Origin of the sequence: Spirosoma sp. 209, assembly GCF_002006735.1 — a bacterium.
GTDB lineage: Bacteria > Bacteroidota > Bacteroidia > Cytophagales > Spirosomataceae > Spirosoma > Spirosoma sordidisoli.
In genome coordinates, this window is record NZ_MVEC01000001.1 from 95,328 (window position 1) to 118,622 (window position 23,295).

The 23,295-nt window shown below is 56.7% G+C and carries 25 protein-coding genes; 11 read left to right on the forward strand and 14 right to left on the reverse strand.

Annotation, left to right across the window (positions count from 1 at the left end; genetic code table 11):
* Window positions 1-402 precede the first annotated feature (402 nt).
* A complete protein-coding gene (locus tag B1C80_RS00390; RefSeq protein ID WP_077919073.1) occupies window positions 403-1,125 on the reverse strand; it encodes a DUF2064 domain-containing protein in 723 nt (240 codons plus the stop codon).
* A 197-nt stretch (window positions 1,126-1,322) separates the two neighbouring features.
* Here B1C80_RS00390 and B1C80_RS00395 point away from each other — a divergent pair, with 197 nt between their 5' ends.
* Together B1C80_RS00395 and B1C80_RS00400 are read left to right on the forward strand one after the other, a co-directional pair.
* Window positions 1,323-3,266, forward strand: coding sequence for a KUP/HAK/KT family potassium transporter (locus B1C80_RS00395; RefSeq protein ID WP_077919074.1), 1,944 nt, complete (start codon window positions 1,323-1,325; stop codon window positions 3,264-3,266).
* An 84-nt stretch (window positions 3,267-3,350) separates the two neighbouring features.
* Window positions 3,351-4,412 (forward strand): NAD-dependent epimerase/dehydratase family protein, encoded by a 1,062-nt coding sequence (locus B1C80_RS00400; RefSeq protein ID WP_077919075.1) that lies wholly within the window; start codon window positions 3,351-3,353, stop codon window positions 4,410-4,412.
* 115 nt (window positions 4,413-4,527) lie between these two features.
* Here the strand turns inward: B1C80_RS00400 and B1C80_RS00405 are convergent, their stop codons facing one another.
* From B1C80_RS00405 to B1C80_RS00450, 11 genes are all read right to left on the reverse strand, one after another.
* Window positions 4,528-5,352, reverse strand: coding sequence for a hypothetical protein (locus tag B1C80_RS00405; RefSeq protein WP_236648537.1), 825 nt, complete (start codon window positions 5,350-5,352; stop codon window positions 4,528-4,530).
* A 34-nt stretch (window positions 5,353-5,386) separates the two neighbouring features.
* Window positions 5,387-6,061 carry a Crp/Fnr family transcriptional regulator gene (locus B1C80_RS00410; protein ID WP_077919077.1) on the reverse strand — a complete coding sequence of 225 codons (675 nt, stop codon included), beginning with the start codon at window positions 6,059-6,061 and terminating at the stop codon, window positions 5,387-5,389.
* Window positions 6,062-6,160: 99 nt separating this feature from the next.
* The gene (gene msrA / locus B1C80_RS00415; protein WP_077919592.1) at window positions 6,161-6,805 is read right to left on the reverse strand and encodes a peptide-methionine (S)-S-oxide reductase MsrA; all 645 of its coding nucleotides are present in this window, start codon (window positions 6,803-6,805) and stop codon (window positions 6,161-6,163) included.
* A gap of 12 nt (window positions 6,806-6,817) precedes the next feature.
* Window positions 6,818-7,327: a peptide-methionine (R)-S-oxide reductase MsrB gene (gene msrB / locus B1C80_RS00420; protein WP_077919078.1), complete on the reverse strand. Its 510-nt coding sequence runs from the start codon at window positions 7,325-7,327 to the stop codon at window positions 6,818-6,820.
* 23 nt (window positions 7,328-7,350) lie between these two features.
* The gene (locus B1C80_RS00425) at window positions 7,351-8,046 is read right to left on the reverse strand and encodes a phosphopantothenoylcysteine decarboxylase (RefSeq protein ID WP_077919079.1); all 696 of its coding nucleotides are present in this window, start codon (window positions 8,044-8,046) and stop codon (window positions 7,351-7,353) included.
* Between the two features lie 52 nt (window positions 8,047-8,098).
* Complete coding sequence (locus B1C80_RS00430) at window positions 8,099-9,208, reverse strand: hypothetical protein (protein ID WP_077919080.1); 1,110 nt, start codon at window positions 9,206-9,208, stop codon at window positions 8,099-8,101.
* On the reverse strand, window positions 9,195-9,917 hold the full coding sequence (locus B1C80_RS00435) for an NRDE family protein (RefSeq protein WP_077919081.1): 723 nt from the start codon (window positions 9,915-9,917) through the stop codon (window positions 9,195-9,197). Before B1C80_RS00435 ends, B1C80_RS00430 begins: the two co-directional genes overlap by 14 nt.
* 159 nt (window positions 9,918-10,076) lie before the next feature.
* Window positions 10,077-10,430: a hypothetical protein gene (locus B1C80_RS28605; protein ID WP_236648538.1), complete on the reverse strand. Its 354-nt coding sequence runs from the start codon at window positions 10,428-10,430 to the stop codon at window positions 10,077-10,079.
* Window positions 10,390-10,998 carry an SDR family NAD(P)-dependent oxidoreductase gene (locus B1C80_RS00440; protein ID WP_236648540.1) on the reverse strand — a complete coding sequence of 203 codons (609 nt, stop codon included), beginning with the start codon at window positions 10,996-10,998 and terminating at the stop codon, window positions 10,390-10,392. Before B1C80_RS00440 ends, B1C80_RS28605 begins: the two co-directional genes overlap by 41 nt.
* A complete protein-coding gene (locus tag B1C80_RS00445; RefSeq protein ID WP_077919082.1) occupies window positions 10,995-11,540 on the reverse strand; it encodes a YceI family protein in 546 nt (181 codons plus the stop codon). The genes B1C80_RS00440 and B1C80_RS00445 overlap by 4 nt, the downstream gene beginning before the upstream one ends.
* Before the next feature lie 63 nt (window positions 11,541-11,603).
* A complete protein-coding gene (locus B1C80_RS00450; RefSeq protein ID WP_077919083.1) occupies window positions 11,604-12,488 on the reverse strand; it encodes an AraC family transcriptional regulator in 885 nt (294 codons plus the stop codon).
* Between the two features lie 204 nt (window positions 12,489-12,692).
* Between B1C80_RS00450 and B1C80_RS00455 the strand changes: the two genes are divergently transcribed.
* A complete protein-coding gene (locus B1C80_RS00455; RefSeq protein ID WP_077919084.1) occupies window positions 12,693-13,277 on the forward strand; it encodes a Crp/Fnr family transcriptional regulator in 585 nt (194 codons plus the stop codon).
* A gap of 94 nt (window positions 13,278-13,371) precedes the next feature.
* The gene (locus B1C80_RS00460) at window positions 13,372-14,379 is read left to right on the forward strand and encodes an NmrA family NAD(P)-binding protein (protein ID WP_077919085.1); all 1,008 of its coding nucleotides are present in this window, start codon (window positions 13,372-13,374) and stop codon (window positions 14,377-14,379) included.
* 111 nt (window positions 14,380-14,490) lie between these two features.
* Here B1C80_RS00460 and B1C80_RS00465 read toward each other — a convergent pair whose 3' ends face one another.
* The gene (locus B1C80_RS00465; RefSeq protein WP_077919086.1) at window positions 14,491-16,005 is read right to left on the reverse strand and encodes a sigma-54 dependent transcriptional regulator; all 1,515 of its coding nucleotides are present in this window, start codon (window positions 16,003-16,005) and stop codon (window positions 14,491-14,493) included.
* On the reverse strand, window positions 16,002-18,350 hold the full coding sequence (locus tag B1C80_RS00470; RefSeq protein ID WP_236648541.1) for an ATP-binding protein: 2,349 nt from the start codon (window positions 18,348-18,350) through the stop codon (window positions 16,002-16,004). The genes B1C80_RS00465 and B1C80_RS00470 overlap by 4 nt, the downstream gene beginning before the upstream one ends.
* Before the next feature lie 364 nt (window positions 18,351-18,714).
* On the opposite strand from B1C80_RS00470, the gene B1C80_RS00475 reads away from it, so the two are divergent.
* From B1C80_RS00475 to B1C80_RS00505, 7 genes are all read left to right on the forward strand, one after another.
* On the forward strand, window positions 18,715-19,200 hold the full coding sequence (locus tag B1C80_RS00475; RefSeq protein ID WP_077919088.1) for a YHS domain-containing (seleno)protein: 486 nt from the start codon (window positions 18,715-18,717) through the stop codon (window positions 19,198-19,200).
* Window positions 19,201-19,226: 26 nt separating this feature from the next.
* Window positions 19,227-19,676: a DoxX family protein gene (locus B1C80_RS00480; RefSeq protein WP_077919089.1), complete on the forward strand. Its 450-nt coding sequence runs from the start codon at window positions 19,227-19,229 to the stop codon at window positions 19,674-19,676.
* Between the two features lie 74 nt (window positions 19,677-19,750).
* Window positions 19,751-20,251, forward strand: coding sequence for a hypothetical protein (locus B1C80_RS00485; protein WP_077919090.1), 501 nt, complete (start codon window positions 19,751-19,753; stop codon window positions 20,249-20,251).
* A 73-nt stretch (window positions 20,252-20,324) separates the two neighbouring features.
* Entirely contained in the window at window positions 20,325-20,957 is a 633-nt protein-coding gene (locus B1C80_RS00490; protein ID WP_077919091.1) for a LysE family translocator, read from the forward strand.
* Window positions 20,958-21,093: 136 nt separating this feature from the next.
* Complete coding sequence (locus tag B1C80_RS00495; RefSeq protein ID WP_236648542.1) at window positions 21,094-21,963, forward strand: alpha/beta fold hydrolase; 870 nt, start codon at window positions 21,094-21,096, stop codon at window positions 21,961-21,963.
* Between the two features lie 5 nt (window positions 21,964-21,968).
* Window positions 21,969-22,421, forward strand: a complete 453-nt coding sequence (locus tag B1C80_RS00500) for a YHS domain-containing (seleno)protein (protein ID WP_077919093.1) — start codon at window positions 21,969-21,971, stop codon at window positions 22,419-22,421.
* A gap of 22 nt (window positions 22,422-22,443) precedes the next feature.
* On the forward strand, window positions 22,444-23,283 hold the full coding sequence (locus tag B1C80_RS00505) for a hypothetical protein (protein WP_077919094.1): 840 nt from the start codon (window positions 22,444-22,446) through the stop codon (window positions 23,281-23,283).
* Window positions 23,284-23,295 lie beyond the last annotated feature (12 nt).

Sequence of the window (23,295 nt, forward strand, 5' to 3'; positions counted from 1 at the left end):
TAAACAAATCCTGGTAGGCATGATTGGCACTAAGCTATACCTACGTTAAAAACTATCTCTTCGATTTCAGTAGACTAAAGCAATTCCGACTTTGCTCCCTCGATTTAACAGCTGATTTACCAAGACCGTTTCAGTCGGGTCTTATCAGACGAGTTCGTGCGTTCAGAGTCATCGGTACGACCTTATAATTTTCTTAGGCGCTGAGGTTCCGGTCTGCCTATGCCGCAAACCCGGCTTGCGCACCCCACCCATCTTTGATTCATCTCATTCTGTAGGGTGTATAATGATATAATATCAGGGAGGCACCAAATGTTTCAGTTGGCATGGCCCAAGAAAGACAGGGGTAGCAGCTGACGCACAGCCTGCTTCTTATCAGGTAGTATCGGGATGCGTGATGAGGTGTCAGCGCCCAAAACCCGGTGGAGCCCGGAGAGCGCCTTGTACAAGACGGCCTGTGATTACGTACCGGGTCGGCAAAAAATAATGGGTTCGGATTGATATGAGCAACGACCAGATTGGACCCGCTAAATAGGCGAATGAGCCGGACAGCCATTGCCCAACATGAACATCGGTCCGTTCATTCCAGTCCCGCCAGACGGCTGCCAATTCGGCTACGGGGCCGAAGCGGTCGGTCAGAAAATGGGTCAGCGCCGACGCCAGCCCTTCGTTCTGCCACGGCAGCGCACTGAAGCCTTCGGATGAGTCCGGGTTCAGAAACCGCTGATCAACACCCAGCAGGTAAATACCTCCGCGACGGTCGTACCCAATCGGCAATTGCCCCTGCTGTAGCCGCGTGGCAGCCGTCAGCAGATCACTTACCCGCAGATCGGGGCAGTCGTCACCCACAATGATAAGCTGGTTATAGCCCCTGGCCAGGGTTCTTGACATAGCCAGCTGAAGCTGCTCTCCGAACGGACGGGTGTAGTCGGCTGCGGTAAGCAGGGTACCCGATCGAACGCACACCAGACCGGCCGCCTGTATCTTGGCCCCGGTCAGTTCCGTCATACGCTCCCACAGCCGCTGGTTGCGAGCCATACGGCTTCCGGCCAGCTTCTTGCCAGCAGCCGTCCAGCACGCCGGGCGCGAGAACAATAAAACGGCTGTTGACAACGGAAAAACAGGCATGTGAACAAATAAAGGCCACAAATCAACGATGTAAATCTGTAAATTATATCATCTGCCCGACAAACCTAGGCAACGGTAGTTTATTCGCCTTCCTCGGCGGGTAACTTTCAGTTCGGCCTGACGTCAATCAAACTAAACATCGGCTATCTTTGCCCCGTTTTATTCCGTTCTTGTAACGAAAGGCGTAAGCCTGTTTTATGGAAGATAAGAAGCATTCAGACACCGTAACGGCCGCCGGTCTACTGGTGGCGATGGGTATCATTTACGGCGACATCGGCACCTCGCCCCTGTATACGCTTCGGGCTATTATCGGCGCCGATAATGTTATCCGGGCTGATGTTATATACGGCGCTTTATCCTGTATTTTCTGGACACTTACCCTGCAAACCACCGTCAAGTATGTGATCCTGATCCTGAGGGCCGACAACCGGGGTGAGGGTGGCATCTTTGCGCTGTACGCCCTGGTTCGTCGGCATGCCCGCTGGCTTACCTTACCGGCTATCATTGGCGGATCGGCCCTGCTCGCCGATGGGATCATTACCCCGCCTATCTCCGTGTCTTCTGCCATCGAAGGCCTGCGGCAGCTCTACCCCAATATAGAAACCATTCCGATCGTCATTGCGATTCTGACAATACTATTCCTGATTCAGGCCTTCGGCACCAGTGTGGTCGGTACGACTTTCGGTCCGATCATGCTGATCTGGTTTTCGATGCTGGCCGTGCTGGGTATTGCTCAGCTGGTACAGGCTCCGGGGATTCTGATTGCCCTTAACCCCTACTACGCCTGGTGGCTGCTAACTCAATACCCGGACGGATTCTGGCTGCTGGGATCGGTGTTCCTCTGTACTACCGGTGCCGAAGCGCTCTATTCAGATATGGGCCACTGCGGCCGCTCCAACATCCGTGTGAGCTGGGTGTTCGTCAAAACGGCCCTTCTCCTGAACTACTTCGGTCAGGGAGCCTGGCTGCTGAGCATCGAAGGGCAGAAGCTCTCCGAACGCATTCCCTTTTACCAGGTGATGCCCGGCTGGTTCCTGACAATTGGCATTGGCATTGCCACGATGGCCACTGTTATTGCCAGCCAGGCGCTGATTAGTGGTTCGTTTACGCTGATCAGCGAAGCCATCCGGCTCAACTTCTGGCCCAAGGTACGGCTGCGTTACCCCAGCGTCCAGAAAGGGCAGCTGTACGTACCCAGTGTCAACTTATTGCTCTGGGCGGGTTGCGTGGGGGTCGTTCTGTACTTCCGGGAGTCGAGCAACATGGAAGCCGCCTATGGGCTGGCCATCACGCTGACCATGCTGATGACAACCCTGCTGATGACCTACTATCTGTATACGCACAAGTACCAGGCGTGGGGAGTAGTACTTTTTTTAACGGTTTATCTGGGTATTGAAGGGTCGTTCCTGATTGCCAACCTGATCAAATTCCCGCACGGAGGCTGGGTATCGGTATTCATCGGCGCTTCGATTGCCAGCGTAATGTACATCTGGCTGCAGGCGTTCCAGATCAAACTTCGCCTGACGGAGTACGTTCGTATCGACCAGTACATTCAGGCCATCAAGGAGCTGAGCCGCGACATCAGCATTCCCAAATATGCCACCCATCTGGTATTCATGAGCAACGCGGCCCGTCAGTCGGAGATCGAGTCGAAAATCATTTATTCGATCTTTCAGAAGCGGCCGAAACGGGCCGATATCTACTGGTTCGTACACGTCGATACGACCGATGATCCGTATACGATGGAGTACAAGGTAAACACGATCGCTCCCGACGACGCCTATAAAATCACCTTTAAACTGGGGTTCCGGGTCGAGCAGCGGATCAATCTGTTCTTCAGGAAGGTAATCGAAGACATGGTGAAGAATAAGGAAGTGGACATCACCAGCCGCTACGAATCGCTCAGCCGGCAGAACGTAATCGGCGATTTCCGGTTCGTAGTACTCGAGAAATTCCTGTCGTTCGAAAATGAGCTGCCCGCCCGCGAACGGCTGATCATGAACATTTACTTCACCATTAAGGGCTTCACCACGCCCGAAGACCGCTGGTTTGGTCTGGACAGCAGCTCGGTCAAGGTAGAAAAAGTCCCCCTCGTTATTCGCCCGGTCGAAAACGTGAAACTCAAACGCATTGCATCCTAACTACAGAACGACCGGGTGGAAGGGTGAACGAGCCCCGTACGAACCGCTCGTTTGCCCTTCCACCCGGTCATTTTAGTCAATTTTATGAAACTTCTCATCACCGGCGGGGCCGGTTTCGTTGGCTCCTCGATCGCCATCTCGCTAAAAAAGAACTACCCCAACTACCAGATTTTTGCCCTCGACAACCTCAAACGACGCGGCTCCGAGCTGAGTCTGGCGCGGTTGAAAGCGGCTGGTATCGAGTTTTTACACGGCGACATTCGCAACAAAGAGGACTTCGACGCCCTGCCTGCTGTTGATGCGGTCATTGAAGCATCGGCCGAGCCGAGTGTACTGGCCGGCCTCGACGGTACGCCCGACTACCTCATCAATACCAACCTGTTCGGTACAGTCAATTGCCTCAACTACGCGCTGAAACATAAAGCCAGTTTCATTTTTCTGTCAACAAGCCGCGTATACCCGATCAAAACGATCGAAACCTTAAACTTTGCCGAAGCCGAAACCCGCTTCGTGCTGACCGACGATCAGCCGGTTCCGGGCGTTTCGTCGAAAGGGATCGCCGAGAATTTCCCGCTCGACGGGGCGCGCTCGCTCTACGGAACAACCAAGCTAGCTTCGGAACTGCTCATTCAGGAGTACAACGAGTTTTACGGGCTGAAAACCGTTATTAACCGCTGTGGCGTCATTACCGGTCCGTGGCAGATGGGCAAGGTCGATCAGGGCGTCATGGTGCTCTGGATTGCCAAACATTACTTCGAACAGCAGCTGGCGTATATAGGGTACGGTGGCACCGGCAAACAAACCCGCGACATGCTCCATATCGCCGATCTCTACCGACTGGTGGACTGGGAGCTGCACAACCTCGACGCCGTCAACGGCGAAATACTGAACGCCGGCGGCAGCAACGAAAGCTCGGCTTCCCTGCAGGAGCTGACAGCGATTTGTCAGGAAGTAACGGGCAAAACCATTCCCATCAACGCCGTAACCGAAAACCGGGCCGCCGACATCCGGCTTTACATCACCGACAATACGAAAGTAACGAACCTGACCGGCTGGAAGCCCGAATTAGGCATCCGCGAGATTGTCACCGACATCCACGATTGGCTCAACGAAAACCGGGCCGCTCTGGAACCCATTCTGCGCTAAGCCTTCGGCTATTACTACTTGGGCAGCACAACAACTGGTTCAGATTAGCACACTATAATCAGAGAAGGCCCTGAGCGTGATCACGCCCAAGGCCTTCTCTGATTATAACGACCAATTATTTCCTGTTTTCGACGCTGTTGATCCAGTCTGGCAGTCCTGTTTCTGCAAGCCAGCTGTAGCTCTCCCGAAAAAACAGCGCGATCTGGGCGGTATCGGCGGCCTCTGAAATAGGCAACAGCGCCCCCTGCCAGTCCGGCCCGTCGCGCCACTGGCCTGCCGAAAGCGCCGGTGCGGCCCTGAACCCGACGGCTTGCCCACGCTGGTAGTCCGACAGGTAAAAATAAGGTTCGCTGCACACCGAATCGGCGATGGCGTAGCCGGCCCAGATGGCTGCTTTTTCGCGTCCGTCGGGGTCGATTTGGGCGTAGTACACACCCGTGTCGAAGTGGTGCGGCCAAATCCGAATGTCGCTCTCCCGACCGCTCCATTCGTTCAGGGTCTTTAACGCTGCGTTGGCGGTTGTTCGCCAATGCGCCCAAGTCAGCAACTCAGCGGGTCGTTTGTAAACGGCCTGTGCGGCAACGGGCGGCTGATCCAGCTGGTAGTTGAGCGGGTTGCCGCCAGCCATACCCCAGGCCTGCATCTGACTCGTCCACCAAATCAGGGCGTCGGCCGGGGTTCGGTTTTCGGGCGAGAAGGTTGCCGAGATATGTTCCCGTTCGTCGATGAACTGCAACGTAAACGTGTTCATGTCAATGACCAGCCGTAGCTGGTGCCCGTTGTGGGTAAAGGGCCGGCCTTCGAGCCGGTGCCGGTCGCTGTTCCAGCACAGGTTCGTCTGGCTGTCGTCGGGTCGGGACGGCAACCACTGCATAGCCGTCAGCGCCAGGAGCTGGGCGAGGCTGTGCAGGGTCTGGTCCGCCTGGTTTACCGCATTCATTGGTACGATCATTGGGGCAGTGGCGCGCTGGCCGTTACACATTGAGCAAAGCCGGGTCGGTAATCCGGATCTGGCTACGGTCGTATTCCAGCATGCCCGCCAGCCGAAACTCGTTGAAAAGCTCGGTAACGGTTTGCCGGTTGCTGCAAATCATCCGGGATATATCCTTGTGCGAAAGGTAATTGGTAAGCACATTTGGCTGGCCCGGCTTGGCGTCTTTGTCGGCCCACTCTTTCAGAAACAACCGCAGCCGCGTCCGCACATCCTTGAACATCAGGTTGGCGTACCGATTCTGAAGCTGCCGAAAACGCAGGCCAATCAGTTTGGTATACCGGATGCCGAGCGCCGGGTTCTGCCGCATGATCTGTTCAAAATCAGACACCAGAAAGCTACAGAACGTAACATAATCGGACAGCACTACGGCGTACTGATTGCTGGCGTGGGGGGTTAGGGTAAACTGACCGAACAGATCGCCCGGCCGTAGAATCTCAATCAGTTGTTCGTCTCCGTCATTGTCCAGCTCAACCAGCTTCAGTATCCCCACTTTAATGGTGAAAATGCGTTTTTCTTCCTGCGGAAGGGTAATCACGTCGCCTTTACGACCAGTACGAAAGTGGCTGAGGTAGGTCAGTTCATTCAGGTGATTACGTGACAATTCATCGAAAAGCTGATGATTGTGTAAGTACCAGTATTTTGCTTCAAAAGTCATAATGAAGATCGGTTAACAGCTGAGCTGGTTGCCTGCCAGACACGTACCGGCAAGACATACAGCTGCACCTGGTTTAGTAATCGGTTCAGACGGCAGGGCTTACCCTTCCCGTTTCAGTTTGCCGTGCATGGCGTGGCGGAGCTTCTCGACTTTGGGCATCGATACGCGCTGAATGTAGGGCTGGTTAGGATGCCGTTTGCAGTAATTCTGATGATACCGCTCGGCGGGGTAAAACACGGCGAAGGGGACAACCTCCGTTACAACCTGGCCAGCGTAGTGCTGAGCCGCATTGACCCGCTGAATGGCCGCCAGAATCTCCTGCTTCTCGGCGGGAGTGCGATAAAACGCCACTGACCGGTAATCCCGCCCCACATCGGGCCCCTGGCGGTTAAGCGTCGTTGGGTCGTGGCCCGCAAAAAATGCATCCAGCAAATCGTGGTAGCTAATGAGGTCGGGATTGTAGTACACCTGCACCGATTCGGCATGACCCGTCTGGTCGGTACTCACCTGCTGATAGGTCGGATTGGCCACATGACCGCCCGAATAGCCCGACACTACCTCTCGAACACCCCGCAGCTGCTCGAAGCCTTCTTCCTGCGCCCAGAAGCAGCCACCCGCAAACGTGGCGACGGCTTCGCCGGGTTTAAGCCTGGGCAAACCCGCCGGTGCTGCGTCCGGCTCCTGGGCCCAGCCCGGTTGACTCGCGAGCCAAAACCCCAGTATAATTAATTGCCTAAGTCGCATGGTATAAGCCATTTATGGTTTTCTGACAAATTCCAGCGCCACCCCGTTTATGCAATACCGCAGACCGGTGGGCGCCGGACCGTCGTCAAAAACATGCCCCAGGTGAGCATCGCACACGGCGCATTGCACTTCGGTCCGAACCATGCCGTAGCTGGTGTCACTTACGTCTTTCACGATGGATTTACTGATCGGTTTGTAGAAACTGGGCCAGCCGGTTCCTGACTCAAATTTGGTGTCGGAGCTAAAGAGCGGCTCGTGGCAACCCGCGCAGCGATATACGCCATGCGCATGGTTGCTGGCCAGCGCGCTCGTAAAGGCGCGCTCGGTTCCGCGTTTGCGCATGACGGCGAACTGAGCGGGCGTCAGTACCTTCTGCCACTCAGCCTCGGTCTTTTCGTACCGCCGGGGCGGTTTACCATCGTAGACGCTATAGGCTACCGGCCCAAAAGCGGATGCCAGCAGCCCGACAAAACCGATCAGGAGCAGTACGGCTAAGCGTTTCGATATGAGTTGTCGATGCATGATGTATGGGTTTGTTCATGGAATTAATACAATACCGAGACGGGTAGCAGCACGCTTACCTGATCGGCAATGTCGTGCGCCACGGCTCGCTTGGACTTCAGCCCGAAGCGGTGGATCGCGCCGTTGCGGTGTATGAGGGTTACCTGGTTGGTGTCGTGGCCAAAGGCAGCTCCGGCATCTTTGAGCGAATTGAGAACAATCAGGTCGAGGTTTTTACGAACCAGTTTGGCCCGGGCGTTAGCCAGTTCGTTGTCGGTTTCCAGCGCAAAACCAACCATACATTGATCGTCGCGCTTCCGGGCACCCAGGCTGGCCGCAATGTCGACGGTCCTGACAAGCTCCAGGCTAAAGTCCGGCTCTTTCTTCTTGATTTTCCGGTCGGCTACTACTTTAGGCGTGTAGTCGGCCACGGCCGCAGCCAGTACCGTGATGGCGGCCGTTGGGAAGTGGTCCAGACAGGCTGCGTACATCTGGGCCGCCGAGCGAACGTGCACCACCTGGATGGTTGGATACGCAACGGTCAGGTGGGTAGGACCGCTCACGAGCGTTACGCTGGCCCCGCGTTCGGCCAGCACGTCGGCGAGGGCGTACCCCATTTTGCCCGTCGAATGATTGCTGATGTACCGGACCGGATCGATGTCTTCCTGGGTGGGTCCGGCCGTGAGCAGGACGTTCAGGCCGGTCAGGCTTGTGTTGATGGGTGCAAATAAAGAGTCCATTCGTTTGTTGGTTATGCGTGTTTGACGGGGCCAGGCCCGTGAGACCAGGCGCTTATTGTTTATCGTGCTGAGTCCGTTTCCAGATGCCGACGGCTTCGCAAAGGGTCATATAGGCGACACCCCGCTGGTGGTTTTCGCGGCTGATGTCATACAGCACACGCCAGTGGTGAAACAGCACCCGGTAGGCCTCCCACAGCGAGAAGCCGGGCTGGTAGATGTGTGCGGGTTCGGCACCGGCCCCGTTCAGCTCGAGAATCCGGATGTGCCGACCGGCGTACAGATCAGCCACAGTCCGGCAGCGCAGATCGTATCGGCCATAATAGAACCCCTCAATGGGCTGGCTGATGCGGTCGAATACGCGGGTTAGCTCAGGCGTGATGAGGTGGTTGGCATCCAGAAATTTGGTTCCTTTGCTGTGGTTGCCGATAGACACCAGCGTCATCAGTTCGCCCGGGGCCGGTATCTCATGGAACCGGTTACCGTAGCGGGCCGTCAGGGCGGGTAGCTGCAGAATGGCCCGCTCGTTTTGTCGGATGAGGGCTTCGATGCAGTCGCGTCCGTTCCCCCGAATGGTCAGAAATTCTTTCTGAACAATCGACGAAATTACTCCCTGTAGCTGCCCGGGAAACCGGTAGTAAAACACCCCCAGTTCGAGTGGTTCGTCGACATATTCCTGAATCAGAAAATCGCCGGGGCTGCTCTGGCTGTAGTTGACCAGGCTCTCCCAGTCCCCGATCGTCTCGACCCGCCAGCCGCGTTCACCCACGTTAGGTTTGGCAATTAAGGGGTAGGTCAGGCCCTGATCGGCCATCTGCGCAAAAACGGTATCAAGCTGCGTGGAGGCCGGAACGAACAGCGTCTTCGGCTTGAATTCGGCGCTGATGCGGTCCAGAATACCGACCTTCGACTCACCCAGCAGCCCACCCGTTTCGATGGATGGGTTGGCAGCCGAGAAGAAAAACAGCGACCGGGCCCTAATCGACAGCCAGATGTGGTAGATGAATACCGGGAAATACACCACCGCAAACGGCCAGTACTCCCACGACCGCAGGCGGATAAAAAACGGGGTAGCAGGCCGCAGCCGGGCTAACCGGGCCCGCAACGGTTGCCCGAGCGAGGCAGACACCCCGGGGCGTTGGTCGAGTGAACTAAGCGATTGCATAAGCGGGTCGGATGGTTTGCTGGCTGAACGTAGACTGCGTAAAATCTTCGTAGATAAACTCGGCGTCCCCGTCCTGCTGCACGATGCTCGTCAGGCTGATGGTCAGCAACGCATGCTGCCGATTCATACGGATACTGGTTTCGGCGTCACCATCACCGGCCGACTGGTGAAAATGCCGGATGTCATCAACCGTCGGGTTGGGATGTTGCGGTAGCCAGTCTCCAAACCAGCCTTCGCGCTTCTTGATCATGTCGGGCGTGTAGAGGGTCACCGACGACCAGATGTGGGCGCGGTTGGGGTCTTTTTCGTGCGTGAACAGCCGCTGTCCAGTCCAGCGGAGTTCGGTCAGACGCTCTGCTTCGGCAACCAGCAGGGTAAACGGCTCGATGTGGTCGAAGTCGTAGGCGGCCGAGAACGCGTTGATGGACGGATAAGTGAAGAAGTGCGGAATAACCAGCCCCCGGCTCTGTTTATAGGCCGGTTGCACCTGGTGCGGTACGAAGGCACCGTTAAGCAGGCAAACGGTGGTTCGGGCTGAGCTGGCAATCCAGGTACCCTGGCTCTGCGGGTCCTGCGGGAAGATTACGGCCTGGTCGCCAATCGAAACCGCTTTGGGTGGTCGCGCGGCCGGCCGAATCGCTTTCTCGTCCCGGCTGTGAGTCAGGATAAAGCCGTTGGTGGCAAGGGGTACATAGGTGGCGGTACACATGATCGGGCTGCTTGATTATCTGTTTTATAGTCAAGCAACGTACCAGCCTTTGCACGAAGCCCAAACAACTGGTTTACAGCGGTTTGGGCTTCTTGATTTTGCATAGACCAGCCAGGCCGGTTACGATATTTCGTGAGATTTCCGGCAAGCCGTAACATGCTATGGCAGAATGGCATTCTCGGCAACCTCGCGCCAGCGGTTTAGATCAGCCTGAACACTGTCCAGTTTGGTGCTGATGGTCTGGATGGCGATGCGGCCCAGTGGTAACCGCAGCGGTGGGTTATCTATCCGGGCGATGTGGATAATGGCTTCGGCCGCCTTCGCCGGGTCTCCTTCCTGCTGGCCGTTCCCCTGTTTCATCCGGTTACGAAAGAGGCCCGCCGTTGGCTGATAATCGGCAAGTTGACGCACGGCTTCCCGGAAGGCGGTACCGGCAAAGTTGGTTCGGAAGTCAGTCTGCCGGAGCGGTGGATCAACGCCGACGTCTACCTTCCCGGAAGGCGGTACCGGCAAAGTTGGTTCGGAAGGGGCCCGGCTCAACAATCGTCAATCGAATACCCAGGGGAGCCAGCTCGCCGGCCAGGGCTTCGCTGAGTCCCTCCAGCGCAAACTTACTGGCGTTGTAAATACCAAAGCCCGCAAACGCTTTAAAACCCCCGTGCGACGACATTTGAATGATGTGCCCGCTGCGTTGTTGCCGAAACTGGGGCAGCAGCAGCTGTGTCAGGGCAGTTGTTCCGAAGAAGTTGGTTTCGAACACGTCGCGAATTTCCTCGTCTGACGCTTCCTCCACGGCACCTGCAAACCCGAATCCCGCATTATTGACCAGCACATCAACGCGGCCGAATTGCGTCAGAACCATGCGTACAACCGCTTCCCGCTGCATCGGCTGGGTTACATCCAGCAGCATCCCGATTCCTTTGCCCGCGTTTGCTGCGCTGAATGCATCGGCCTGGGCCTGCTGACGGAACGTACCGATCACAACGTCTCCGCTGTTCATCACCGCTTCGGCCAGGGCCTGCCCTAAGCCACTGGATACGCCTGTGATGAACCAGATTTTGAGTTGATCGCTTGTCTTCACTGCTTCAGCAACTCGATTTGACAGCTAATTCTGACCGTCTCTCCAACAGCCAGACCGCCAAAATCCATGATATTGTTCCAGGTCATGCCCCAATCCTTGCGGTTGATAGCGCCCGTTACTTTAAGCCCCGCTTTGGTGTTGCCAAACGGATCTTTCAGTACGATGCCCATGAACTGAACATCCAGTTCAACGGGTCGTGTGATGCCCAGCAGCGTTAGGTCGCCAGCCATTTTGTACCGATTTTTCTCCACGACGCGCATACCGGTGCTGACGAAGGTCATTTGCGGATGTTTTTCGGCGTGGAAGAAGTCGGCCGAGCGCAGGTGGTCATCCCGCTGCCTGTCCAGCGTATCAACGCTGCTTACATCAACGTGCATCGTCACGGTGGCATCCGAAAAGTCGTCGGATTCGGCCGTAACGGTTCCATCATACCGGGTAAAATGGCCTTCGGTTTCGGTGATGCCGAAGTGGGTAACGGAGAAGCCAATTTTGCAGTGTGCAGGTTCAAAAACCCATTTTGTGCGTTGTTCCTGTTGTGTCATTATGGTAGTTATTTGACGGACACAAAGGTATCCTGCCCCTACCCGACGGGGTTAGAACGGGACTTACTTTACCCGGTACTTTTCGGACATTGTCTGTTTGAAGGCAGCAGGTGACAGCCCCGTTTCGCTCTTGAAAACGCGGGCGAAATAAGACGAGTCGAGAAAGTTGAGCTGCGTGGCTACTTCCGTAATGGTCAGGTCGGAGAAGGTAAGCAGGCGCCGGGCCTCCAGCATACTTCTCGACCGGACAACGTCGCTGGCCGTTTTTCCGGTTACCTGTTTACAAACCACGTTGAGGTGGTGTTGCGTAATATTCAGCTGGTCGGCGTAGAAACTAACCGGCCAATTCTGGGCGAAGTGCTGATCGAGCAGGTTCTTTAGGTTCTTGTACAGAATCACGTATTTCCGGGACGATGCCTGTTCTGTCTGGCCATCGACGCACCGCTGAATCTGGGCGAGCAACACGTGCAGCAGCGATTGCCCGATGGCGGTTGACCGGTCGTTTCGGCTCTGTTCCCGGCAAAGCAGGTCAATGGTGTGCCGGATGTCGGCAAAGTTCCCGGCGCTCGGCTTCAGCAGTGGATTGGCATAGAAGTTATCCAGAAAACTCAGCTCGAACAGCTTATCCTTATCCTGATGATTGAGCAGAAAAAAACTCTCGGTGAACAGGATACTTCCGCCCGTGAGCGGCTCCCACTCTTCAAAAAAATGGAGCTGCCCCGGTGAGATGAAAAACAGCGATTGCGGGCTTAATTCATAATCGGTGTAGTCGATGGTCTGACGACTTTTTCCCGAATCAATCCAGATAACTTCGTAGAACGTGTGTTTGTGCGGATCATCAACGTCGGGCTCCTCCATCTGCTCAAACCGCAGAATCTCGAACTCAGTCCGGTTCTCGGGCTGGTTGATAAAGTGACCAATGGAATAGAGTGGGAAAGTAGTTTGCATAGTACGGTGGCTGGGTGCCTAGTTTTTTCAGGCGCGGGTTTAGCGTGGCTGGCGCGCGGGTCAGGCCGTCTCTGCCTCCGGTTGAGAAGCGTCTTGTGTAGCCGGTCTGTGTTTTCTGCGGTTCGGTCGGTTAACTTAGCGTTTCACCGGTTTGGGAGTCGATCTGTTGTTGGCTAACGCTCCCAGGCTGCTGGTTGTCAACCGATGGATAAAGAACCATTAATCCTGTTTATTGAGCAAATCCTGCCCATCTCCCGGGCAACGGTCGAACGCATAGCCAACCAGTTTGACGATAGTGTGTTTGCCAAAAATGAGTACTTCGTCCGGGCGGGTAAAGTCAGCAATGACTATCTGTTCCTGACCGATGGCGTTATGCGGGCCTTTACCCTCGATACCGACGGCAGGGAAGTGACCACCGGATTTTACGTTAAAAACCGGGTCGTGTTCGAGGTGTCATCGTTTTTTATGCGTCGGATTTCCGACGAAAACATTCAGGCCCTGACCGACTGCCGGGGCTTTGTGCTGACCTTCGACAAGTTAAACCAGCTATTCCATACCATGCCCGAATTTCGGGAGTTTGGGCGGGCGATGCTGGCCCGGGAATTTGCGGCCTTCAAACAACGCACGCTGGCCCTGATTAACCAAAGCGCCGAGGAACGCTATGCCGATCTCATCCGCACCAACCGGGAGGTCTTTCAATACGCCCAGTTGAAGCACATTGCTTCGTACCTCGGCATTACCGACACATCGCTGAGCCGAATCCGGCGCGAATACGCCAAAAAGGGCTGACCCATTTCTTGCCATTTGGCAAGTACGTTCTTTCCATTTGCGAAGCTGCGCCCAGCCCTGGCCCGCGTCCTTTGTATCGTAAACAGACACGATTATGATACAAAGGAATGAGCCAGTATTGATAACGTCAGCGACGGGAAAAACGGGTTACGAAACCACCCTTCAGTTGCTGAACGACGGATATGCCGTCCGGATCTTTGTCCGATCCCGCAACAGACGGGCGCTGGAACTGGAAAAACGCGGGGCCGAGGTGGCCATCGGTGCGTTTAGCCAGTACGAGTCGCTGGCGAAGGCGCTAAAAGGCGTCAGGCGGGTGTACTACTGTTACCCGATCATGCCTGGTATGCCGCAGAACGTAGCCCTGTTTATCCGGGCAGCCAGGGAAGCCCAACTGGAGGCCGTTGTCTTTATGGGACAGTGGCTGGCCGAATTTGCCGATCAGGAAAGCCGGCTCACCAACGACATTAAAACGGCTTACCAGCTGCTCGAAGACTCCGGTCTGCCTGTCATCTATTTCAATCCGGGATACTTTGCGGAGGTGGTTATCCCGTTTCTCGAATTTATTATTCAGCTGGGTATTATGCCTTCGCCGTACGGGGCCGGGAAATGTCCCTGGGTTTCGAGTCGGGATCTGGGGGCGGCAGCTGCGGCTTTGCTCAGGAATCCGGCCCCCTACGTCGGCCTGAAAATACACCCGACGGGTCCGGAGTCGGTTTCGGCGGAGCAGATGGCGGCCATTTTTTCCAGAATCCGTGGTCGGAAAGTCAGACTCCTGCCCCTGCCCGACCAGCTGTTTCTGAAAGCCGGCTTCATGACCGGAGAGGAATTCGGCTATGACGCGTTCAGCATTGTTCAGGCTAATTGTTACAACCGGCAGTTCCGACTAAACCGATTCGATGTGGGCGGGCCAACCACCGTTGTTAAGGAACTGACCGGCCGCGAACCCGAAGATTTTGAGACCATTGCCCGCCGGTTCATCGAGCAGTCGCCTTACCGACAACGCAGTTTCTCCCGCTGGCTCTCGGCCGTCACGAAGTTTATGACAATGCCCTTTACAGCCCTGCCCACCAAACGGCAGCTTGCCGCGTTGAACCAACCCTGAGCGCAGCACCACCGCATGCCCCTCAACCATCCTCTGGTTGCTTTTGGTTGGCAACTTTGTCCTGTCGGCCGCCACGTCGAAATCCTGGCGTAAACGACCGGGGGCCACTGTCTACGGCCGCTGGATACCCAGTTTTTTCATGCGCGAGTCCAGCGTGGTTGGTATCATCCCCAGGATTTCGGCGGCTCCGTTTTTGCCGCTGACTTTCCAGCGGGTGTGCTCCAGCACGGCCAGGATATGGTTGCGCTCGGCTTCTTCCATGGTTATGAGTCCGGTGGGTTTGGGGACCGATTGTTTCCGCCGGAGCCAGTCGCCGAGTTCCAGTTTCCGGCCCGACGAGATGATCAGTGAGCGTTCGACGACGTTCTCCAGCTCGCGGATGTTGCCCGGCCAGTGGTACTCCATCAGGGTATCGATCACGTCTGGTGGAATAACGTCGATCTGGCGACCAATACCGGGGCCGTGTTTGGTGCAGAAGTGGCGGACCAGCAGCGGAATATCTTCTTTACGCTCGCGCAGGGGCAGGCTTTGGATAGGGAATACGTTGAGCCGGTAGTATAAATCTTCCCGAAAGCGGCCGTCGCTGATTTCTTTGTCCAGATCACGGTTGGTAGCGGCAATGACCCGCACGTTGACTTTGAGGGTTTTTGTGCCCCCCACCCGCTCCAGTTCGCCTTCCTGCAACACCCGCAGTAGTTTAGCCTGCAAATCGATCGGCATTTCTCCGATCTCGTCCAGGAAAATCGTTCCCCCGTCGGCCAGTTCGAAGCGACCGATTTTCTGGGCGGTGGCCCCGGTGAACGCGCCTTTCTCGTGGCCAAAGAGTTCACTCTCGATCAGGGTGGCGGGCAGGGCAGCGCAGTTGATTTTCACCAGCGTTTTATTCCGGCGGCTGCTCCGGTTGTGCACGGCCCGCGCCAGTAGCTCCTTGCCCGTACCCGATTCGCCCAGAATCAGGACCGACGTTGTGGTGGGGGCAACCTGCTCGACCTGCCGGAGCACCTTCCCGAAGGCTTTGCTCTGGCTGACGATTTCCTCGAAGTTGCTGGTCTGCTTGATTTCTTCGCGCAGGTACGTATTCTCGGCCTGTAGCTTGTTTTTCAGCTGCTCGACTTCGGCCAGTGCTTTCGAGAGCGACTCGGTTCGTTCGGCAACGCGTTGTTCGAGCAGGGCGTTGGCAACCTGCAGTTCGTGCTGCAACCCGCGCAGGGCCAGGTGCGTGTTGATGCGGGCCAGTACCTCCTGCAGCTGAAAGGGTTTGGTGATATAATCCACCGCGCCCATGTTGAAGCCGTTGACCTTATCGATCGTTTCGGCCAGGGCTGTCATGAACAGCACCGGAATAGCCTGCGTGGTGTCTGCCCGTTTGAGTCGGCGGCAGGTTTCGAAGCCGTCCACACCGGGCATCATCACGTCGAGCAGGATAAGATCGGGCTGGGCCAGTTGCGCCTGCTCGATGGCACTTTTGCCGTCGCGGGCCACCAGCACTTTGTACTTGAACCGGGTCAGGGTTTCGTACAACACGCTGATGTTGTTGGGCATGTCGTCTACGATGAGGATGGTGCGGCCGGTGCCGATGCTGTCCATGTCGTCCGTAGCCGCGTGGTTCGTAATGAGCGCGCTCATACCGTTTCTAAACAGGTTTGAAGGTATTTTTTAATCCGGCGCGTATCGAACTCACTGGCGGCCTGTCGGATCTGGTCGGCAAACGGCTGGTGGGCCGGGTTGGCGTTTTCAACCTCCGCAATCATCGTCAATACCCCCTGAATATCACCCAGGCGGGCCAGTTCATACAGCGCTTCCAGCTGGGTCGGTTCGGGCAGTTGCGTCGGCGCGCCACCCGCCTTTGGCGCGGCTGCCGGGTCCGCGCCGGGCCGGGTTTGCCACGTCAGGTTGAGATGCCTGCCGATTTTGGTCAGCAGCGAATCCAGCTGAACGGGTTTGGGCACGAAATCATCGAATCCGGCCTGCTGGCTCCGTTGCTTATCCTGCTCAAACACCTTCGCCGAAAACGCAAACACGGTGGCCTGACTCGTAGCCGGATTGCTTCGAATCTGCTTCAGGGCGCCAAACCCATCCAGATACGGCATCACCAGATCCAGCAGCATCAGGTCCGGTTGGTGCAGCATAGCCTGCTCAACGGCTTCGCGACCGTTGCGGGCTTCGATAACCGTAAAGCCTAAGGGGGTCAGCAGGTTGGTCAGCACCGAGCAGTTTTCCCAGCCGTCGTCGGCCACCAGAATCGTTCGGCGCGCCCCTTCGTACCCAATGATCGGCTGATCGGACTGGGTGCTCTGCCCCAAAGCGGGGGCACCGGTGGCCTCGGGCAAGGTCAGCGACAGGCGGAACTGGGTACCCTGCCCCGCCTGACTCGATACGTACAGATCGCCGTTCATGAGCCGGACCAGCTGGTCGGTGATGGACAGGCCGAGGCCGGTGCCCTCCACAAAGTCGTTCGATTCGCGGATTTGCTGAAACGGCTGAAAAATACTGGACAGTTGTTCGTTGGCAATGCCCACGCCGGTGTCTTCGATCATGAAGCGGATGGTGGGGGACGGTGTTTCCGGACGGGCGTGATCCAGCCGGTCGGGGTTCCACTCGGCCCGGAACGTAATTGTACCCGTTGGCGTAAACTTCACCGCGTTTCCGAGCAGATTCAACAGCACCTGCCGGAGTTTACGCTCGTCGCCTACCACCCATGCCGGCAGGTTGTCAGACAGGTGCGTCTCGAATCGAAGCCCCTTCTGTTCGGCCCGAACCTGCGTTTGCTGCGCAATATGCTGCAACAGCTCGGGCAGGTAGAACACCTCCGACAGCACGTCCATCTTGCGGGCTTCGATCTTCGACAGATCCAGCACGTCGTTGATAAGCGAGAGCAGGCTCTCGGCACAGTCGTGCATGATTTTCACGCCTTTCTGCTGGCTTTCGGTCATCATCGGGTCCCGTTTGAACAGCTGGGTATAGCCCAGAATACCGTTGAGGGGGGTGCGTAGTTCGTGGCTCATCGTTGCCAGGAAATCGCTCTTGGCCCGGTTGGCAGCTTCGGCTTCTTCCTTGGCTTCGGCCAGTTCGCGGGTTCGCTCGATGACGGTGGCTTCGAGCTGCTCCTGAATACGCAGCAGCCGCTCTTCGGCCACCTTACGGGCAATTTCGGCCCCCGAGCGGGCAGCCAGTACCCGCAGAATACCGATGTACTTGTGGTGGTCGGCCATCGGGCGGGTGTCACTCACCGACAGGTGGCCAACTACTTCACCCAGTTTATCGTAGATCGGCACCCCCAGGTACGATTCGAGGCCGACACCTTTACTAAAATTGTCGGCTACATCGGTGGGAAAGTACAAATCGCGGCCCTTCATGACAATGTCGCAGGGCGTACCGGCCAGATCGTATTCGACGTTTTCGTGCAGCGCATTATGTACGCTGAAGGCCAGGGTCCGGACGCGGGTCTTTTCGACGTTGGTGCACTCGGTCACCATCGCGAACTGCACGTTCAGCGTGGTAGTCAGTTGCTGCACCAGCGACTGAAAAAAGTCGATGCCGATGTTGGCAGCCGTTCCTTCCGAGATTTGGCGGAGCGTATCGTCCAGCTGCGAGCGTTCGGTCACGTCGCGCACGAAACAGCACAGGTATTCCTGTTCGTCGAGCTGGATAAAGTTCATGCCAATCTCAGCCTGTCGTAGCGTCCCATTCTGCCGGAGCTGGCTCATCTCCAGCGTCAGTGTCTGCGCCTGTTTCAGCCGCTGCCATAGGTCGGCGTATTGCTCCTGGCTGTAGTCGGGGTGAATGGCACAAAAATGCAGGGTGCTGAATTGGTCAGGGCCATAGCCCAGTTGCCGGCAGACCGCTGCATTGGCCCGCTTCACCTGACCGCGCTGGTCGAAAAGAAGAATGGGTTCCAGGGCGTTTTCGACGGTGAAGTGCGACAGTCGAAGCACCTTGGGGGAGATGACAGCGGTTTCGTTTTCCATCATGATCGGGTGAAAAGTCGTTGCGGTATGCCGTTGACCGGCTCATACACGATAAGTACGCCTGCAATTCCTGGTCCGAATGGCCCGCTGGCCGGGATTAACAGCTATATGAGCCAGATTGGGCCCTTTTGCGCCATACTCATCACGGGTCTGACACATAACGGGCGGGTAAGTCCCGGTCATTTCGTGAAAGTTACGAAATATCGGGACTTACCCGCTGGCAAGGAAGCGTGCTCTCTGCGCGTTTTAGGCGTTTTCCGGCCAGTGAGCGCGTTTTTGGCCGGCCTGGCACGGCTGGAACGGTATTTGGCAATTGAGTCAGGGAGTTTGCGCCAAGCACTCGACCATCAATCGTCAAAACAAGATCATGAAAACGCTTTCAATACTGTTCATCGCTTTCGCCTTTTTTATGCAGCCGAGCCAGGCCGGGTCGGGCCTGGTTCAATCGGACCCGACTGTTCGTAAAAAGCACTTCAACCTCGATAAAGGGGTCGCCATTCAGGGCTACGATCCAGTGGCTTACTTCACCCAGAACAAGGCCGTAAAGGGGTCGGCCGCCCACACATTCACGCACAGAAATGTAACGTACCGCTTCGCTTCAGCCGCCAACCTGAAGGCGTTTCAGGAGAACCCCGGCCAGTACGAACCGCAATATGGTGGCTGGTGCGCCTACGCCATGGGGGCCGCGGGTGAAAAAGTTGAGGTCGACCCCGAAACCTTCAAAATCACCGACGGTAAGCTTTTCCTGTTTTACCACACCTTCATCAACAACACCCTCACCAAGTGGAACAAAGACGAGCCAGCGCTGCACCGGAAAGCCGACGCCAGCTGGTCGAAATTCATCCAGTCCTAACACAATTCGTAAACCCCTTATCAATCATGAACACCATCACTCTTTATGTCCTTTGGGCCGCTCGTTTGCTAGCCGCCATCATCCTGCTCCAGACGCTGTATTTCAAGTTTGGCGCACAAGCCGAATCCGTGTACATCTTCGCCAAGCTGGGCGTCGAGCCCTGGGGCCGCATCGGGTCGGGCGTTGTTGAGCTGGTTGCAGCTCTACTCATCCTGATTCCCCGCACGAGCTGGATCGGAGCCAGTATTGGCCTGGGCGTCATGGCGGGCGCTATCCTGTCGCACCTGACGGTGCTGGGTATCGACATTCTGGGCGACGGCGGGTATCTGTTCTTTCTGGGGGTCGTCGTGGCCGTAAGCTGTGTCGTTATCCTCCTCCTGACCCGTCAGCAGTGGGTGCCCATCGTGTTCACTCTACTGGGCAACGCCCCTGGCAAGAAAACCGTCGGGGGAGCCCGCGTCAGGCAGTTTATGTAAACGCAGCCGCCTGGTATAGCCGTAGTGCCTCATCAACAAACACCTCATTCATTCACCCATCCGCTTTTCTTACCATGTGTCTGAAATCTGCCAGTACCGACATTATGATGCAACTCGCCGACGTAATCGGCCAATTAACCGATCATGACTACGCCCGCCCACTGTCCGTACTGTCGGGAAACACCATCGGCAAGCACGTTCGGCACATTCTGGAATTCTACGAACTGCTGGTCAACAGCGCCCGAACGGGCCTGCTCAACTATGACCAACGGCAGCGCGACCTGCGGCTCGAAGTAAACCCCGACGAAGCCATCCGGCGCATTGGCTCGATCGACCGGTCTATCCAGCGGCTCGATCTCAACCAGTACCTACAGCTGGAAGCCGACCTGTCGGTGGCGGGCGCCGAGACCATCCAGATCCCGTCGTCGTTTGCCCGCGAGCTGCTCTACAATGTCGAACATGCGATTCATCACATGGCGTTGATCCAGGTTGCGGTTATGAACGCGTTCCCTGACGTTGACCTACCCCCGCATTTTGGAGTAGCCTATTCGACGGTACAGCACCAGTCTCATTGACCACCCACGACTCCCCGGCCGGTCAGATTACCAGCCTGACAATGGAACCGTACAGAACTGACAATCAAGCCCTATGCTCCTGCTCTTCCTCATCGTCAGCGTCATTAGTTTCGCCGGGTCCATGCATCCCGGCACGGTTAATCTGGCCGTTGTACAGACGACGCTAAGCCAAAGCCGGCGCGCCGGACTGTGGCTGGCCCTGGGCGGCAGTCTGCCCGAGATCGGGTATAGTGGGCTGGCGGCCGGTGGGCTGATGCTCATTCCTGCGCAGTCCACCTGGACGGTCGTTCTGGCGTATGCGCCGATTCCGGTGCTGCTGGGCGCTGGCCTTGCCGCCTTTCGGCAGAAGCCCGTTGTGCTGAGCGTTGCGCCGACCAATGGGGTATCGCTGCCGTTCTGGAAAGGGATCGCCCTGGGTGCCACGAACCCGCAGCTACTGCCTTTCTGGTCGGCGGTGTGGCTTTACCTGAGTCAGGCCACCATTGGCAGCCACATGCTGGTGCCGGCCGGGCAGTTTACCAGCCAGTGGGTATTTGCGCTCGGAACGGCCGCGGGTGCCTTTGGTTTGCTGGTCGTTCTTGTATGGCTGGCCGACTGGCAGCGGCACCGCCTTTTGCGGTACCTGAACGGCCCGTGGATCAACCGGCTAACGGGTGGGCTGTTTATCGGCATGGCGATCTGGCAGCTGGTTCAGGCCGTCATGTAAGTGCGGTCAAAGGTAGTTGCGTTTTTGCCGATCGGATGATTATGGATACTAATTGCTGACGCCAACCAAACGCAATTGCCGGTCCGCCGGTGCGGTTGCGTCTCTACTTATGGGCTCTTCTCGTTTTCGATGGCGTATGCTGCTACTCATTTTGTTTCTGTTGATAGCGCTGATCCCCCGGTTTGTGTCGGTGCGGATGTCGGATCCGAACGTGGCTGATTATTTCGCCAGTCGACCGGTGAAACCCACGTTTGCGATGATTCAGGCTGTTCCCGGTAATGGGACCCGGCCGGTTCACTACGCCCGGATTGGACGGGATACCTTACCTACAGTCCTGTTTATTCACGGTTCGCCGGGGTCGTGGGATGCCTTTATCAGCTTCTTTGCCGATTCGTCTCTCTATACCCGCGCGCAGTTAATTTCGGCAGATCGGCCTGGTTTTGGCAAGTCAGGGCTGGGGAAACCCGAACGCTCGCTGGCCGTTCAGGCCGCCAGTCTGGCTCCTCTGTTGCGGCTCAGTCGTTCCGTCCGCAAGCCCATTCTGGTCGGGCATTCACTGGGTGGACCCGTAGCCGCCCGGATGGCGATGGACTATCCCAACGACGTGGGTGGCCTCATTCTGGTTGCTCCCTCGATCGATCCCGACCTGGAAGAAAAGGAATGGTACCGCCCCATCGGCACCGTGTTTCCGTTCCGGCAATGGCTGCCCACCGAACTCGACGTAAGTAACCAGGAAATTTTGCCACTCAAGGGTGAGCTGGAAACGATGCGTCCGCGCTGGGCCACGATCCGCGTACCCGTCACGGTCATTCAGGGCGAAGATGACCCCCTGGTACCCGCCGGCAATGCCGCGTTTGCCCAACGAATGCTCGTTAACGCGCCCGTCACGATGCAGCTGATTCCGAAGATGAATCACTTCATCCCCTGGAGTCGCCCGGATTTGATTCACGACGCGATTCTGGACCAACTGACGTCTGGTCAATCAACCCATGTATCAACTAAATAACCACCATGAAACTGCCCATTCTTCGTCTGATCGTTCTTGCCCTGTTGTCCGTCACGACAGCTCTTGCTCAGAAATCAACCATTTACGCCCCCGGCGGTAAGGCCATCAACGGCTACGACCCCGTCGCTTACTTCACCGAGCACAAACCGGTACCGGGCGACCCTACAATCACCTACCGCTACGAAGACGCTGACTGGTATTTTGCCAGTGAAAAAAATCGGGATACGTTCAGGGCGAACCCCGTGACTTACGCTCCGCAGTACGGCGGCTATTGCGCGTTTGGCACATCGCGCGGCTACAAGGCCCCCACCGAAGCCGCTGCCTGGACCATCGTTGATGATAAGCTGTACCTGAACTACAACACGAACGTGCGGACGGAATGGAACAAAGACCAGACGGGCTACATCAAAAAGGCCGACGCCAACTGGCCATCGATAAAAGATAAAGAGTCCAAGTAACTCACCCTCTTCTACCACTCGTATGCGCCGTCTTTTTCTTGTTTCGCTCCTCCTTACCCTGTCTACGCTGTCGATGGCGGGTGGCCCCTGGATTCGTGGCTACCGTAAAGGCTTTGTGCAGCTTGGCTATTCCGGTCTGTATTACAACGCCGTCTACGGGCCCACCGGCTCAGAAACCGCCGTGTTCAGAAACACCAGCGACGTAACCCTGCAGCTCTATGCCGAGTATGGCATCGCCAAAGGCTGGGAAATCCGGGGGGTGTTGCCCTACAAACTACTGAAGACGGGGCCAAGTACCAATGTTAGCGCCAACCCGGTCAATGCCGGTACGCTGACGGGTATCGGCAATATGGGCCTGGGCGTAAAACGAGCGCTGCTCGATGGTCCCGTTACAGTCAGTATAGGCGTCGATGCGCTGGCCAACACCTTCACCAACAATGACCGGCTGGGTCTGCGAACGGGCTACGAAGGCTGGACCGTACTGCCCTACCTCTCCGTAGGGTCGGGCGGGAGCCGCACCTATTACTACGCCGAAGCGGGCTATGGACTTATGACGCAGAACTACAGCAACTTTCTGAAGCTGAACGGCGAATTCGGCTACCGGCTGCACCCGCGGCTGTGGGTAGCCGGTACGATCGATTTTCGGTTGCCCGCCAAAAACGGACCGTTTTTCAATACGGAGGCCTACCAGTTTACGGGCACGTACCTGAATGACCAACAGTTTCTGGGGGCGGGCCTGAAGGCGGCCTACGACATCGTTCCGGACAAACTGGGGCTGACGGCCAGCGTGATTGGCGCGCTGGCCGGTGAGAACGTGCCGTTCTCGCGGTCGTACAACGCCGGCATATTCATCAAATGGTAAACACACAATGAC

Excerpts from the sequence above, each read along its gene's own strand:
- B1C80_RS00390 (WP_077919073.1), bottom strand. The coding sequence starts at position 1,125 with ATGCCTGTTTTTCCGTTGTCAACAGCCGTTTTATTGTTCTCGCGCCCG.
- B1C80_RS00430 (WP_077919080.1), bottom strand. The coding sequence starts at position 9,208 with ATGCAATCGCTTAGTTCACTCGACCAACGCCCCGGGGTGTCTGCCTCG.
- B1C80_RS00485 (WP_077919090.1), top strand. The coding sequence starts at position 19,751 with ATGTGTCTGAAATCTGCCAGTACCGACATTATGATGCAACTCGCCGAC.
- B1C80_RS00475 (WP_077919088.1), top strand. The coding sequence starts at position 18,715 with ATGAAAACGCTTTCAATACTGTTCATCGCTTTCGCCTTTTTTATGCAG.
- B1C80_RS00480 (WP_077919089.1), top strand. The coding sequence starts at position 19,227 with ATGAACACCATCACTCTTTATGTCCTTTGGGCCGCTCGTTTGCTAGCC.
- B1C80_RS00445 (WP_077919082.1), bottom strand. The coding sequence starts at position 11,540 with ATGACACAACAGGAACAACGCACAAAATGGGTTTTTGAACCTGCACAC.
- B1C80_RS00465 (WP_077919086.1), bottom strand. The coding sequence starts at position 16,005 with ATGAGCGCGCTCATTACGAACCACGCGGCTACGGACGACATGGACAGC.
- B1C80_RS00450 (WP_077919083.1), bottom strand. The coding sequence starts at position 12,488 with ATGCAAACTACTTTCCCACTCTATTCCATTGGTCACTTTATCAACCAG.
- msrB (WP_077919078.1), bottom strand. The coding sequence starts at position 7,327 with ATGCATCGACAACTCATATCGAAACGCTTAGCCGTACTGCTCCTGATC.
- B1C80_RS00495 (WP_236648542.1), top strand. The coding sequence starts at position 21,094 with ATGCTGCTACTCATTTTGTTTCTGTTGATAGCGCTGATCCCCCGGTTT.
- B1C80_RS00405 (WP_236648537.1), bottom strand. The coding sequence starts at position 5,352 with ATGAATGCGGTAAACCAGGCGGACCAGACCCTGCACAGCCTCGCCCAG.
- B1C80_RS00400 (WP_077919075.1), top strand. The coding sequence starts at position 3,351 with ATGAAACTTCTCATCACCGGCGGGGCCGGTTTCGTTGGCTCCTCGATC.
- B1C80_RS00435 (WP_077919081.1), bottom strand. The coding sequence starts at position 9,917 with ATGTGTACCGCCACCTATGTACCCCTTGCCACCAACGGCTTTATCCTG.
- B1C80_RS00505 (WP_077919094.1), top strand. The coding sequence starts at position 22,444 with ATGCGCCGTCTTTTTCTTGTTTCGCTCCTCCTTACCCTGTCTACGCTG.
- B1C80_RS00460 (WP_077919085.1), top strand. The coding sequence starts at position 13,372 with ATGATACAAAGGAATGAGCCAGTATTGATAACGTCAGCGACGGGAAAA.
- B1C80_RS00470 (WP_236648541.1), bottom strand. The coding sequence starts at position 18,350 with ATGATGGAAAACGAAACCGCTGTCATCTCCCCCAAGGTGCTTCGACTG.
- B1C80_RS00395 (WP_077919074.1), top strand. The coding sequence starts at position 1,323 with ATGGAAGATAAGAAGCATTCAGACACCGTAACGGCCGCCGGTCTACTG.
- B1C80_RS00410 (WP_077919077.1), bottom strand. The coding sequence starts at position 6,061 with ATGACTTTTGAAGCAAAATACTGGTACTTACACAATCATCAGCTTTTC.
- B1C80_RS00455 (WP_077919084.1), top strand. The coding sequence starts at position 12,693 with ATGGATAAAGAACCATTAATCCTGTTTATTGAGCAAATCCTGCCCATC.
- msrA (WP_077919592.1), bottom strand. The coding sequence starts at position 6,805 with ATGCGACTTAGGCAATTAATTATACTGGGGTTTTGGCTCGCGAGTCAA.
- B1C80_RS00490 (WP_077919091.1), top strand. The coding sequence starts at position 20,325 with ATGCTCCTGCTCTTCCTCATCGTCAGCGTCATTAGTTTCGCCGGGTCC.
- B1C80_RS00425 (WP_077919079.1), bottom strand. The coding sequence starts at position 8,046 with ATGGACTCTTTATTTGCACCCATCAACACAAGCCTGACCGGCCTGAAC.
- B1C80_RS00500 (WP_077919093.1), top strand. The coding sequence starts at position 21,969 with ATGAAACTGCCCATTCTTCGTCTGATCGTTCTTGCCCTGTTGTCCGTC.